At 64.6% G+C, this 13824-nt stretch carries 12 protein-coding genes; 2 read left to right on the top strand and 10 right to left on the bottom strand.

Features of this window, described 5'->3' with window-relative positions:
- Positions 1-29 precede the first annotated feature (29 nt).
- From ACZXDY_RS19285 to ACZXDY_RS19295, 3 genes are all read right to left on the bottom strand, one after another.
- A complete protein-coding gene (locus ACZXDY_RS19285) occupies positions 30-1268 on the bottom strand; it encodes an MFS transporter (protein WP_464346569.1) in 1239 nt (412 codons plus the stop codon).
- A gap of 86 nt (positions 1269-1354) precedes the next feature.
- Positions 1355-2377 (bottom strand): asparaginase, encoded by a 1023-nt coding sequence (locus tag ACZXDY_RS19290; protein ID WP_464346570.1) that lies wholly within the window; start codon positions 2375-2377, stop codon positions 1355-1357.
- Positions 2374-3270: a polysaccharide deacetylase family protein gene (locus ACZXDY_RS19295; protein ID WP_035690137.1), complete on the bottom strand. Its 897-nt coding sequence runs from the start codon at positions 3268-3270 to the stop codon at positions 2374-2376. Before ACZXDY_RS19295 ends, ACZXDY_RS19290 begins: the two co-directional genes overlap by 4 nt.
- Positions 3271-3553: 283 nt before the next feature.
- On the opposite strand from ACZXDY_RS19295, the gene ACZXDY_RS19300 reads away from it, so the two are divergent.
- The gene (locus ACZXDY_RS19300) at positions 3554-4330 is read left to right on the top strand and encodes an IclR family transcriptional regulator (protein WP_455997536.1); all 777 of its coding nucleotides are present in this window, start codon (positions 3554-3556) and stop codon (positions 4328-4330) included.
- Between the two features lie 16 nt (positions 4331-4346).
- On the opposite strand, the gene ACZXDY_RS19305 is transcribed toward ACZXDY_RS19300, so the two are convergent.
- The 7 genes from ACZXDY_RS19305 to topA all read right to left on the bottom strand — a co-directional run bounded on the left by ACZXDY_RS19305 (position 4347) and on the right by topA (position 12960).
- Positions 4347-4877, bottom strand: coding sequence for a hypothetical protein (locus tag ACZXDY_RS19305; protein WP_464346571.1), 531 nt, complete (start codon positions 4875-4877; stop codon positions 4347-4349).
- A 77-nt stretch (positions 4878-4954) separates the two neighbouring features.
- The gene (gene rpmG / locus ACZXDY_RS19310; RefSeq protein WP_027581235.1) at positions 4955-5122 is read right to left on the bottom strand and encodes a 50S ribosomal protein L33; all 168 of its coding nucleotides are present in this window, start codon (positions 5120-5122) and stop codon (positions 4955-4957) included.
- Between the two features lie 124 nt (positions 5123-5246).
- On the bottom strand, positions 5247-6572 hold the full coding sequence (locus ACZXDY_RS19315; protein WP_464346572.1) for an LLM class flavin-dependent oxidoreductase: 1326 nt from the start codon (positions 6570-6572) through the stop codon (positions 5247-5249).
- Between the two features lie 103 nt (positions 6573-6675).
- Positions 6676-7425 (bottom strand): NUDIX hydrolase, encoded by a 750-nt coding sequence (locus ACZXDY_RS19320; RefSeq protein WP_464346573.1) that lies wholly within the window; start codon positions 7423-7425, stop codon positions 6676-6678.
- A gap of 34 nt (positions 7426-7459) precedes the next feature.
- On the bottom strand, positions 7460-7903 hold the full coding sequence (locus ACZXDY_RS19325; protein ID WP_464346574.1) for a DUF983 domain-containing protein: 444 nt from the start codon (positions 7901-7903) through the stop codon (positions 7460-7462).
- Complete coding sequence (gene rnr, locus ACZXDY_RS19330; RefSeq protein WP_464346575.1) at positions 7891-10221, bottom strand: ribonuclease R; 2331 nt, start codon at positions 10219-10221, stop codon at positions 7891-7893. Before rnr ends, ACZXDY_RS19325 begins: the two co-directional genes overlap by 13 nt.
- Positions 10222-12960 (bottom strand): type I DNA topoisomerase, encoded by a 2739-nt coding sequence (gene topA / locus ACZXDY_RS19335; protein ID WP_464346576.1) that lies wholly within the window; start codon positions 12958-12960, stop codon positions 10222-10224. It lies immediately after the preceding gene.
- A 326-nt stretch (positions 12961-13286) separates the two neighbouring features.
- Between topA and ACZXDY_RS19340 the strand changes: the two genes are divergently transcribed.
- Positions 13287-13430 (top strand): hypothetical protein, encoded by a 144-nt coding sequence (locus ACZXDY_RS19340; RefSeq protein WP_245287282.1) that lies wholly within the window; start codon positions 13287-13289, stop codon positions 13428-13430.
- The last annotated feature ends 394 nt before the right edge of the window (positions 13431-13824 follow it).

Below are 13824 nucleotides of genomic sequence, written 5' to 3' on the forward strand. Positions count from 1 at the left end.
GCAGCGAACCATCCGGCGGATCGCGTCCGTCAGCGTGGTTTCCGCTGCACTTGGCTCGTGGCCAGACAGAGCAGGGCGGCTACGAGGGCGCAGCCGGAGAGCTGCAGCGCCCCGGCTGGCGTCCAGCCGAGCGCAGTCTTCAGCAGGCCGAGCAGATAGCCGGCGAAGGCGGCGGGAATGTAGAGCGCCGCAACGAACAGGCCTGACGCCTCGGCCGCCTTCTTCCGGGACACCGATTTGATGATGCCGGCGGAGAGGTTCGCATAGACCATGCCGCTAATGGCGACGCCGAAGATAAGGGAGACCGCCATATGCAGCGTCAGCGAGTGGCCAAGCTGGGTGAACAGCACCCCTCCCGACGCAGCGGCGATCAGCAGCGAGATCAACAGCAGCTTCCGATAGTCGAACCGGTCGCCGGACCAGCCGCCGATCAACGAGAACAGCGCGCCGAAGCCGTAGCAGCTCACGGCGAGCGCGGCTTCCTTGGGCGTGAAGCCGACCGCCTCGCGCAGATAGGTGGGGTACAGACCGAGATAGCCGTAGATCGCGAGCCCAGCGAATACGGTGGCGGCCGCCAGCAACAGCGGCTGGGCCGACCACAGGCTGTCGGCGGCGCCTTCCTCCGGGCCGCCCGCGGCTGCCTGCTCGGTCACGCTCGCCTCGCTGAACCATGGGCGCACGAAAAGCAGGATAAGGATTAGGGCCGGGATGCCGGCGAGGCCGAAGAGGACGAACGGCATCTGCCAGTGCGCCGCGTTCAGGATGGCGGCCCCGAGATTGGGGCCGGCGATGGCGCCGATGCCGAAGGTGAAGTTGAGTGAGCTTGCCGCCATGGCGCGGTGGTTGAGGAAGTAGGTCGTCCCGATCGCCAGGATCGCAGTGAGCTGCATCGCTTCGCCGAGGCCCGAGACGAAGCGGTAGACCAAGAGATCGGGCAGGCCGGTGGCATAGGCGGTCAACAGCGTCGCCGCCGAGAAGATGACGAGGCCGAGGAGGGTGACGCCCCGACGCGACATGTTGCGCAGCAGGTAGCCGGTCGGAATGCCGGCGAGCCCCATGCCAAGCGTGAAGATGGTGGAGGCCAGCCCGACCTCCGGCAGCGAAAGGTTCAGCGCCCTGCGGACATCCGTCGCCAGCAGCGAGAAGAGCTGGCGGTCCATCGCGTTCACCACGTAGGACAGCAGCAGGACGACGAACATCGCCAATGCGATCTTCTCACGCTTGCCATCCTTGCCGGTGACGGATGAAGTGCTCTGCGGTGTGCTCATGATAATGTGGTTCCGTTCCCTGCGCGTACCCTTGCGCGCTTGTGTGGAGGGCAAAACTCGATGCGGCGACGGTGACGAGGCCGCTGCTAGACCGCCTCCCGCTCCCGCCGGCTGCGGTGGCCTTCGGATCGCTCGGCATAAGCACTGGCGATCTCGTCCCGTGCGAGCCCCTGTCCGAGCAAGAGTTGCAGCAGGAGGCGAGCCTTGACGCCGCTCAACATGCCAGAGGGGATGACGCCGCGGCGGATGAGATCGATCTCGGAGCCGTCGAAGCCGTAGGTTCGTGTGAACACAGGCCCGGCACCGGTGCGGCTCGCCAGCACGACGGGCATCGCTTCTGCAAGCGCGCCGACGAGCGGGGCGACGCTAGCGGGGACATGTCCGGCGCCCATCGCCTCGATCACCGCGCCACGATAGCCGAGACCGGCAAGGGCTGAGAGCAGGCGGCCGTCGTCGCCGAGTCCGATCCGCACCAGCGCAACCGGAGGGACAGTCGTAGCGACCACTCGCCCTAGCGGAGGCAGGCGCTCCGGCTTGAACAGCAGCCACACGTCCCCTTCCGCGACCGGGCCGAGTGGCCCTGCCGTCGGCGAACGAAAAGCACCGGGCAATGAGGTGTCGGCCTTCGCGACATGGCGCGCAGCGTGAATCTCGTCACTAAGGACGACCGTCGTGCCGCAGCCGGTCATGATCGGCGCCGTCGCAACCGTGACTGCGGCGAGCAGATTGGCCGGCCCGTCCGCACCCGGCGAGGCGGCACCCCGCATGGCACCGGTCACCACGACCGGCTTGTTCGACTTGACGATAAGGTCGAGAGCGAAGGCGCTTTCCTCAATACTGTCGGTGCCCTGCACCACGACGGCTCCCGCATCGTTGCCGCCCAGACGCGCATCGATCAGCGCGGCGATCTCAGCCAAATCCGATAGTGTCAGCGAGGCGCCCGGCTTGGTGGAGAAGGTGACCACGTCGAGTGCCGCAATCGTGTCGAGTTCGGGGACGGCCCGGGCCAGATCCTCCCCGGTCAGCGCCGGCGCGATGCCACCGCCGACGCCGCCCGTCATGGTGATGGTACCTCCGGTCGACACGAGCAGGATGCGCGGGCGTGTCATGACTTGTCGCCCGTCTGGCTTTTGAAGATGTCCAGAATCTCGGCGCCGGTGCACATCAACACCCCCTCATGCGCCAGGATGTGATCGTACAGGGCCTCGAGATAGCGGATGCGGTGCGGAACGCCGGTCAAATAGGGATGGATGCTGATCGCCATGACCCGCGGGATCGAGGCGCCCTCCTGGTAGAGACGATCGAACTGGTCGCGTCCGCGCTGGAGGATAGCGTCCGACGGCTGCTGCTGGATCGCCGACAGCACCACATCGTTGACCTCGACGGTGTAGGGCACTGAGACGATATCGCCGGCGCGGGTCCTGATGAAAACCGGCTGGTCATCCAGCACCCAGTCGGCGACGTATTCGATGCCAGCTTCCGCTAGCAGATCGACCGTATCGCTGGTCTCGGTCAGGCCGGGACTTTCCCAGCCGCGCACCGGCTTGCCGGTGAAGCTGCGGATTGCATCGACGGTTTCGCGGATCGCCATGGCCTGGTCGGCGACGCCGTGCATCGGTCCCTGCACATAGCCGTGGCCCATGAAGTCCCATCCGGCGTCGCGTGCCGCTGCGCAGGCCGCGGGATAGCTAGCGATCGCCGAGCCGTTGACAGCAAACGAAGCCTTCAGACCGCGCGTCGCCAGCACATCGACGAAGCGCCAGAAACCGACGCGCATGCCGTACTCGTGCCAAGCCCAGTTGGGGATATCGGGCAACAGCGGCTGCCCCATCGGCGGCGACAGCACATTACGCGGCATCGCGCCGGCAGGATCCCAAGTCTCAACGTTTACGATCGTCCATACCGCGACGCGCGCTCCTCCCGGAAGCCGAAAGCGGCGACCGATGATCGGATCGTACGGAATGCGTTCCCGGATGGAGAAACCGGGCCGATCGTGAGTCATCACAGAAACCCTATCGCCGTAAGATAATTCCATTAATTGGAATTACACCGACGATAAGCGGGGTCACAAAAACAGTCAAAAAACCCTACATTCTGTCGATGAAATTCCATGTGAATTTTCAAATACCGGAATAAAGCGTCCCTGATTCAGAGTTTCACGCATTCATGGGTGCCTCGAATGACGCTCTACGGGGGATGCGGTATAGATCCGGCTTGATAAGGCGGCTGAAATATTCCACATATTGAAATTGTTTCGTGCGGAATACTCCGGAGCCAGGTTGTCTATGGTGGCAGACACGTCAGCGACGTCGATCGCAGGGACGCAAACCGTATCGCGTGCAATCCGCGCTCTGCGGCTGGTCGCGAAACGGCAAGGGAGAGGCGTTCGCCTCGCCGACATTGCTGCCGCGCTCGCGCTGCCGCGGCCGACGGTACACCGTCTGCTCGCGACGCTGGTTGACGAGGGGCTGCTCGCGCGCGAGCACGGCTCCCGTCGCTACGTGCTCGGATCCTTCGCACTCGAGATCGGCCTCGTCTCCGCGCGCGCGCTCACGATGCATCGGAGTTGTCACCCAATGCTCCAGCAACTCGCGGAGCGCACCGGCGACACGTCTTTCCTCTTCATCCGCAGCGCCAACGACAGCGTCTGCGTCGACAGAGTGCAAGGTACCCATCCGATCCAGACACCGTCGGTGCCGCTCGGCGCGCGGCATCCGCTGGGCATCACTGTTGGCGGCCTTGCGCTGCTCGCCGCGCTGAGCGACGACGATGCAGATGAGGTCGTGGCCGACAACGAGCCTTGGCTGCGTGCCTACGGCAATATGAGCGGCAACGAACTGCTCCGGCTGCGGCGGCAAGCGATCAAGACGGGCTATGCGTTGATTGGCAACCGGGCCGTTCCGGGCGTGACTGCCGTCGGCCTGCCGGTGCTCGGCCCCACCGGCGCGGCAGTGGCCGCCGTCGCAGTGGCCTCGACCAGCGAACGCATGACGATGGAACGCGTCGTCGAGTTATTGCCGGATCTTCGCAAAGCCGCGGACGAGATCGCCGCCCTCGTCTGAGCAGACACAAAGCCACTTAGCTCCGGTAGTAACGCCACATCCTGAGGAACGTCCGATGGATGTCGTCGGGCGACCGGTCGAATGGCTCCAGGTTGACGCACACCACGGCGCGGTGATCCATGCGCCACGGCAGCCGCATCAAGCGGCGATAGGCCGGCTGCTTGCGCCAGTCGGCGACGAGCGCGCCGCTGAGGGGCATGCTGAGCGCGATCTGCAATTCATGGACGGTCATCGCGCGCTCGGCGATCTGGACGAGGTCGATGCGTTCGATGGCGCGCCAGCGGATCAGGCCGAAGGCCTGGATGAAGATGCCGTACTGATTGGCGCCGATGGTCGGGCGCCCGGTCTCCAGCAGGGGAATGTTGTAGTAGGTGAAGCCAGCCGCCGCAGCCGCAAGCGCCAGCCAATACAGCGCGCCGGTGATCCAGGTGGCTGTGAAGAAGATCGCGGCGAGGGCGGCGGTGATGTAGACGGGAAAGTAGATGTCCTCGCGGCCATATGCGACCGAGTAACCGCCAACGCTTCCTTCGTCCAAGATTGCGATCATGTGAGCCCTGTGCCCCCGGGCCACAAAATAAAAACGGGGCCGCGAGGCCCCGTTCGAGTGGGTAGTGTCCCGCGATCTTACTTGATCTTGGCTTCGCGGAATTCGACGTGCTTGCGCGCGACCGGATCGTACTTCTTCTTGACCAGTTTGTCGGTCATGGTGCGCGAATTCTTCTTGGCGACGTAGTAGTAGCCGGTGTCGGCGGACGACACGAGCTTGACCTTGATGGTGACCGCCTTGGCCATGTCAAAACCTCAGGAAATGTGGGGTATAGGAGCCGGCCAATCGGCCCGCGTTTGGCCGGCAAACTAGTCAGAATCGGCCCAAAGTCAAGGTTTTCCGGACCCAAACCGGCCCAATTCGGGCGGATCAGTGCGCGAAAAACCGGTTTTTCGGCCGCGGCAGGCCCAGATTCTCCCGCAGCGTCTTGCCTTCATACTCCTTGCGGAAGATTCCGCGCTTCTGCAGTTCCGGCACCACCTTGTCGACGAAATCGTAGAGCCCGCCCGGCAGGTACGGGAACATGATGTTGAAGCCGTCGGAGGCATAGCTTGTTAGCCATTCCTCCATCTGGTCGGCGATCAGTTTCGGAGTGCCGACGAAGGCCAGCCCGCCATAGCCGCCGACGCGCTGTGCGAGCTGACGCACGGTGAGCTTGTCGCGCGCGGCGACGTCGACCAGGCGCTGGCGCCCGCTCTTGCTGGCATCGGTTTCGGGGATCGGCGGCAACGGCCCATCCGGATCGAAGCCGGACGCATCGGTGCCCAGGATCACCGAGAGCGAGGCGATCGCGCTGTCGTAATGCACGCGGCTATCGAGCAACGCTCGCTTCTCCTTGGCCTCCTCGACGCTGTCGCCGACGACGACGAAAGCGCCGGGCAGAATCTTCAGATGCTCGCGGTCGCGGCCGAGCTTGTCCATGCGGCCCTTGATGTCGGCATAAAGCTTCTGCCCGTCGCTGAGACTGCCGCCACCGGTGAACACCGCTTCCGCCGTCTCCGCCGCGAGCTGCTTGCCGTCCTCCGATGCGCCGGCCTGCACGATCACCGGCCAGCCCTGCACTGGGCGTGCGATGTTCAGGGGACCGCGCACCTTCAGATATTTTCCCTCATGATTGAGCACATGCATCTTCGAAGGATCGACGAAGAGCCCGGACTCGACGTCGCGCACAAAGGCATCATCGGCAAAGGAATCCCAGAGCCCGGTGACGACGTCGTAGAACTCCCGCGCGCGCCGATAGCGTTCGGCATGCTCCATATGGTCGTCGAGCCCGAAATTGAGCGCCGCATCCGGATTGGAGGTGGTGACGATATTCCAGCCGGCGCGGCCGCCGCTGATGTGGTCGAGCGAGGCAAAGCGGCGGGCGACATGATAGGGCTCGTCGAACGTGGTCGAGCCGGTCGCGACCAGGCCGATATTCTCCGTCACCGTCGCGAGCGCTGAGAGCAGCGTGAACGGCTCGAACGAGGTCACGGTGTGGCTGCGCTTCAGCGCGTTGATCGGCATGTTCAGCACGGCCAGATGGTCCGCCATGAAGAAGGCGTCGAACTTGCCGGCTTCCAGCTTCTGGGCGAGCTGCTTGATATGGGAAAAGTTGAAATTGGCGTCCGGCCAGGCGCCGGGATAGCGCCATGCGCCGGTGTGGATGCTGATCGGCCGCATGAACGCGCCGAGCTTGAGTTGACGCTGTGCCATCTGCCCCGTTTCCGTGTGGGTCGTTCAGGAGCAGATAGGCACGAAGCACGGCGGCGCCACCGGGAAGATTATTTTGTTTTTGCACACTTGCGCGACATGCCCGTCACGCTCCCAAAATGTCCTTGTGCATCCTGCCGCCGTAGAAATGGAAGAACGGCACCGGGGCGTCGTGGCTGAGGGGACCAGTGGCGAGCCGCCGGTCGAGCTCGGCGAGCACGTTCTTGGTCATGGCATGGGCGTCCGCCAATGGCTCGGAGCCGATCTCGACCCAGACCAGCTCGACCAATTCCGCATCGGCATGCACCACGCCCTCGACGCGGTGGGCGATGGCGGAGGCATCCGCCGTGAAGAAGCGCGTGTCGAAGCGGCGGACACGGCCAGGCGGGGTGATCGCGCGCGCGATGAGGAACAGGCCGGAGGGGTCGGGCAACAGGCCGGCATCGGCGAACGGCTTCCACGGACCATCGAGGTTGCCGGGCTTCTCAGCCTTGCGGCCGAGGCACAGGCCGGTCTCCTCGCAGGCCTCGCGGATCGCCGCATTGGCGAGCGCACGCGCGCGGCCGGGCGTGATCTTCGGGCTGCCCTTCAGCAGGTTCGTCTCGAGCTCCTTGCTGATCGGAGCGGCGACCGGGACGCGGTTGTCAGCCGCATCGACGCGGCCGCCGGGAAAGACGTATTTGCCGGGCATGAACACGACCTTGTCGTGGCGCTTGCCGACCAGCACCTTCGGCTTCGCACTGGAGCGATCGATCAGGATCAGCGTCGCGGCATCCTTGGGCCGGAAATACGGATGATGATCCGCTTCCTTTTCTTCCTTGACTTCCGCTTTGATCGCGGTCGCTGCTTCGGTCATTCCATCCCCGTTTGTTATTTTTTTGAATTTAAGGCTATCGGATCGGCGGAAGATCGTCTGGCGCGTTCTCGTCGAAACCGTGCATGCGCATCGCCCACTGGAAACCTACGACTGCGCCCTTGATCGGCTGCAACAGCAGCAGCGACAAGATCAAAGTCAGCGGCAGATAGATCGAGAGTTGCAGCCAGACCGGCGGCGAATAGTTGGTCTCGATCCACAGCGCGAGCGGCACCACGATGTGGCCGACGACGACGATAACGAGATAGGCCGGCAGGTCGTCGGCGCGATGGTGCGAAAAATCCAGGTCGCAGACCGGGCAGTGACCATCGACCTTGAGGAAGGCGCGAAACAATTTGCCTTGGCCGCAGCGTGGGCAGCGGCAGCGAAAGCCGCGCTTCAAGGCCGCCCACAGGTCACGCCGCTCGGCCGCCGCGGCTTCGCGGGTCCACACCGTCGTCACGGGCTTCAGCGTTTCCATGACTTGCCTCGCTTCGATTTGCCGGACTTCTGCTTGCCCGGCTTGCGATCCTTCTTGCTCGGCGCGCGACCCGCTTTCGCGCCCCGCACTTCTTTCTTCCGTTCGCGCCGGCCCTCGCTTTTTCTGCCACGCGGAATGGCCTGTCCGCCCGACAGCAATTCAAAGCGCAGTGCACCTGCGATCGGAGCCGCTTCTACCAGACGCACGTCGACCACGTCACCCAGTCGGTGCATGGCACCGCTGCGGGAGCCGATCAGGGCATGCCGTTTCTCGTCATAGTCGTAATATTCGGTGCCAAGCGTCCGGATCGGGATGAGGCCGTCCGCGCCGGTGTCGTCGAGCTTGACGAACAGTCCGGAGCGGGTGACGCCGGAAATGCGGCCCTGGAAGCTGGCGCCGACGCGATCGGCAAGATAGTGCGCGATCAGCCGGTCGGCGGTCTCGCGCTCGGCCTTCATCGCGCGCCGCTCCGTCATCGAAATCTCGGCGGCGATTTCGGCAAGCGTCTCCGGCGTCTCGCTGTCCGGCAGGGCGCCATCGCCGAGCCCAAGCGCGCGGATCAGCGCACGGTGCACGATCAGGTCGGCGTAGCGCCGGATTGGCGAGGTGAAATGCGCGTATCGCCTCAAGTTCAGGCCGAAATGGCCGTAGTTCTCCGAGGAGTATTCGGCCTGCGCCTGCGAGCGCAGCACCACCTCGTTGACCAGCGACTCGTAATCCTCGCCCTCGACCTGTGCCAGCACGCGGTTAAAAATCGACGGCCGCAGCGCACCGGCCTTCGTGAAGGGAAGATCGAGCGTCTTGAGGAATTCCTGGAGGTTGTAAACCTTCTCCTGCGTCGGCTCGTCATGCACGCGGTAGATCAGCGGCAGGCCTTTCTTCTCGAGCGTCTCGGCCGCGGCGACGTTGGCGAGGATCATGAATTCCTCAATCAATCTGTGCGCGTCGAGACGTTCGGGGACGATGACGCGGTCGACCGTGCCGTCCGCCTTCAAGAGGATCTTGCGCTCGGGCAGATCGAGGTCGAGCGGATCGCGCTCGTCGCGCGCCAGCTTCACGAGCCGGTACGCTTCCCAGAGCGGCTTCAGGATCGGATCGAGCAGGGGACCGGTGGTGTCGTCCGGCCGACCGTCGATTGCTGCTTGCGCCTGCGCATAGTGCAGCTTGGCGGCCGAGCGCATCAGCACGCGGTGGAATGTGTGCGAGCGCTTGCGGCCGTCGGCGCCGATCACCAGCCGCACCGCGAGCGCGCCGCGCGGCTCGCCCGGCACCAGCGAGCAGAGATTGTTGGAGATGCGCTCGGGCAGCATCGGCACCACGCGGTCCGGGAAATAGACCGAGTTGCCGCGGATCAGCGCATCATGGTCGAGCGCCGAACCCGGCCGCACATAGTAGGCGACGTCGGCGATGGCGACATGGATGACGTAGCCGCCCTTGTTGTTCGGATCGGGATCGGCTTCCGCGTGCACGGCGTCGTCGTGATCCTTGGCGTCCGGCGGATCGATGGTGACGAGCGGCACGTCGCGCCAGTCTTCGCGCGCTTGCAGCGTCGCGGGCCTCGCGTCCTCGGCCTCGCGCAGGGCGCCGCGCGAAAATTCCTGCGGGATTTCGTGAGTATGGATCGCGATCAGGCTGATCGCCTTTTCGCTCGCGATCGAGCCGAGCCGCTCTTTCACCTTGCCCGACGCCAGACCGAAGCCGCGGCTGCGAACGAGGTCGACGCTGACGAGGTCGCCATCCTTGGCGCCGCCGGCGTCGGCCTTGGCGATGTTGAGTTCGCGCCCGGCCTGCTTCTTGTCCACCGGCACCAGCCGGCCGCCGCCGTCGGGGAGGGCGCGAAACAGCCCGAGCACGCGCGTCCTGGCGTGGTCGATGACCTTGATGATGCGGCCGCGATAGGGCGTGCCGTCGGCATCTCCCACCATCTCGATGCGCAGCAGCGCGCGGTCGCCGACGCCGGCCGTGGTGCCGCGCTTCTGATGGCGCGGCGTGACGATACGGATTTTCGGCGCGGTGCCGTTCTCTTCCGTATCCCACTCGGTGGGCGTTGCGATCAGCTCGCCGTCGGCATCGCGGCCGGTGACGTCGGCCATCACGGTCGGCGGCAGCGCGGCCGGCTCATGAATCTTGCGGCCGCGTTTGGCGATCGTGCCGTCGTCGGCGAGCTCGCGCAGCATGCGCTTCAGCTCGACGCGATCGGCGTTCTTCAACCCGAATTCGCGCGCGATCTCCCGCGTGCCGACTTTTCCGGGATTGGATCGGATAAAGGCGACAATGGCGTCCCTGGCCGGAAAGCCATGGTCAAGCTTTTGCTTCACTTACCCTCGAGCCTTGCCCGCGCTTTTCTTCGCGGGCGTTTTCGATGTTGCGGCAGGTTTTGCCGCTGATGTCTTCGCTGCCTTCACCGGGGCGCGCGCCTTGCTGGCGGCATCCGATTTCGGCTTGCTCGGCGCTTTCTTCGCCGCCGCCTTCTTGGCAGGTTTTGCCGCGGCGTCGCCGTCGGCCTTGGCGGCCTTTTCCGCCTTGGCTTTCTTGGCCTTCTTGCCGCCGCCCTTGGCTGCGCGCTCGTCGATCAGCGCGATCGCGTCCGCAAGCGTCACCTCGTCGGGCGTCTTGTCGCTCGGGATCGTCGCATTGACGCCGCCTGCGGTGACGTAAGCGCCATAGCGACCGTTCTTCAGCGCGACCGCGCCAAGCGCCGGATGATCGCCGAGCGGTTTTCCCGGATCGGCGCCGAAACGACGTCCGCTCGGACCCTTCGCGATCTTCTCCGCGATCAGTGTCACCGCACGGTTGAGGCCGATGTCGAAGACTTCGTCGCCGGCCTCGAGCGAGGCGTAGGTCTTCTCGTGCTTCACGAACGGGCCGAAGCGGCCGATGCCGGCGGTGATCGGCTCTCCCGTCTCGGGATGCTTTCCAACCTCGCGCGGCAGCGACAACAGCTTGAGCGCAAGTTCAAGATCGACGTCGCTCGGCGAGGTGCCCTTCGGAATCCCGGCGCGCTTCGGCTTCTCGCCTTCGGCATAATCCTTCTGCTCGCCGAGCTGGATATAGGGGCCGAACCGTCCCGCCTTCACGGTGACATCAAAGCCGGTGTCCGGATCCTGGCCGAGCACGCGGTCGGCGGCAGCCTCGGAATCGGCAGCGAGCGGCCTCGTGTAGCGGCATTCCGGATAGTTCGAGCAGCCGATGAAGGCGCCAAACTTGCCGGCCTTGAGGTTCAATCGGCCGGTGCCGCAGGTCGGACACTGCCGGGGATCGCCACCATCCGCGCGCGGCGGATAGATGTGCGGACCCAGCATCTCGTCGAGCACGTCGAGCACCTCGGCGACGCGCAAATCCTTGATGTCGTTGACCGCGCCGATGAAGTCGCGCCAGAAATCCTTCAGCACCTGCTGCCAGGAGATCTCGTTGTTCGAGATGCGGTCGAGCTGTTCCTCGAGATCGGCGGTGAAGTCGTATTCGACATAGCGGCGGAAGAAGCTCTCCAGGAACGCGATCACGACGCGCCCCTTGTCCTCGCCGTGCAGGCGCCGCTTCTCGAGCTTCACATAGCCGCGGTCCTTCAGCACCTGCAGGATCGAGGCATAGGTCGAGGGACGGCCGATGCCGAGCTCTTCCATGCGCTTGACCAGCGAGGCTTCCGAGAAGCGCGGCGGCGGCTCGGTGAAATGCTGGGTGACGGAAAGGTCCTGCCGCTTCAGCGGCTCGCCCGCGCTCATCGCGGGCAGGCGGCGGGAGTCTTCGTCTTCGTCGTCGTCGCGGCCTTCCTGGTAGAGCGCGAGGAAGCCGTCGAACTTGATGACCTGCCCAGTGGCGCGCAATTCCAGCACGCGCGAGCCGGCCTTGGCTTCGATGTCCACGGTGGTGCGCTCGAGCTCGGCGGATTCCATCTGGCTGGCGATGGTGCGGGTCCAGATCAATTCGTAGAGCCGCGCCTGATCGTTATCCAGCCGCCGCTTCAGGTCGTTGGGCCGGCGCGAGAGATCGGTCGGGCGGATCGCTTCGTGCGCTTCCTGTGCGTTCTTGGCCTTGGCCTGGTACTGGCGCGGAGCGTCGGGCACATAGGCGTTGCCGAAGTCCTCGCCAATCACCTTGCGCGCCTGGGTGATCGCGGACGGATCGATCTGCACGCCGTCGGTACGCATATAGGTGATGAGGCCGGTGGTCTCGCCGCCGATGTCGATGCCTTCATAGAGCCGCTGCGCGATGCGCATGGTGTGGGCCGGCGCGAAGCCGAGCTTGCGGCTGGCTTCCTGCTGCAGCGTCGATGTGGTGAAGGGCGCCTGCGGATTGCGCCGGGCGGGCTTTGCTTCGACGGTCGCGACCTTGAACAGCGCGGCTTCGATGGCTTTACGAAAATCTTCGGCTTCCGCGCCCGAGCCGATGTCGAGCCGCGCGATCTTCTTGCCGTCGGCGCCGACGAGCCGTGCCTCGAAGGCGTCGCCGCGGGGCGTCAGAAGCGTCGCGACCAGCGACCAATATTCCCTCGGTACGAACTTCTCGATCTCTAGCTCGCGGTCACAGACCAGACGCAGCGCCACCGACTGCACCCGGCCGGCGGAACGCGCGCCCGGCAATTTGCGCCAGAGCACCGGGGAGAGGGTGAAGCCGACGAGATAGTCGAGCGCGCGGCGCGCCATATAGGCGTCGACCAGCGCGCCGTCGATCTGGCGCGGCGTCTTCATCGCTTCCGAGACCGCCTGCTTGGTGATGGCGTTGAACACCACGCGCTCGATCTTCTGATCCTTCAGCGCGCGCTTCTCCTTCAACACCTCCAGCACGTGCCAGGAGATCGCCTCGCCCTCGCGATCAGGGTCGGTCGCGAGAATCAGGCGATCGGCACCCTTCAGCGCCTTGGCGATGTCGTTGAGTCGGCCGGCAGCCTTGGGATCGACCTCCCAGATCATCTGGAAATCGGAGTCCGGATCGACCGATCCGTTCTTGGCGGGGAGGTCGCGGACATGGCCGAACGAGGCCAGGACCTCGTAGGAGGAGCCCAGATATTTGTTGATAGTCTTGGCTTTGGCCGGCGACTCCACAATGACGATATTCATGTCATTCCAATAGCTTAGGGGAGGAACTGAAAGCGGGCTCCGCGAGACTCGCGATCCCCTCTGTCGGGGCGAACATGGGTGTTGAGGGGCCCCCTGTCAAATCGAAGGATACTGAGAGGGTGGGGCCGGTCTACGACTTAATATCTAGGAAGTTGCAGAATGCGTCCTAGAGTTGCGGCCGAAAAGGCCCTATCCTCATTCCAAAATGATGCTTTTGGAAAAAATTTTTGGCTAGGGCGGGAGGCCGCCGGAAGCGCTCCGCTTCCGGTCGGGAAAAGCGATCGCAACTGGATGAACCCGGCGAGGAGGGCGGCCCTGACGAAGCCGTGGCCTTCATTGCGGAGACTGTGACCGAGTTGGTGAAGCTCGCGGAACGTCACCGGCTGGAGGTTTTGAGCCATTTATTGGGCATGGCGAAGCTCGAGGCCGAAGAACGGCTGCGGCTGCGCAGCAAGCGCAAGCTGTCGTGAGGGGGACGCACCGTCCCGGTAGGAGGGGTAGAGCACAGCGAAACCCATCGCGATGAAGCAAACCGCGCGAATGATGGGTTTCGCTCCGCTCTACCCATCCTACGATTCTCTCACGCCTCGCACCGCTGTCGTCCCCGCGAAAGCGGGGACCCATAACCACAGCGAGCGGTTGTGGCGCGAGCAAGGGGTTGCGGAGCCGTAGGGTGGGCAAAGGCGCGTCAGCGCCGTGCCCACCATTACCACTCCGCTCGTGATGGTGGGCACGCTTCCGCCTTCGCTCGTTGAGCTACGGCGGACAAGTCGCTTTGCCCACCCTACGAGACTGTGAATCTTTTTATATCGGGCGCGTGGCAGCTGTGATTCTCTTCGCGGATTGATTTGCAGGAGGGGGATG

Source organism: Bradyrhizobium sp. LeoB3 (assembly GCF_055456055.1).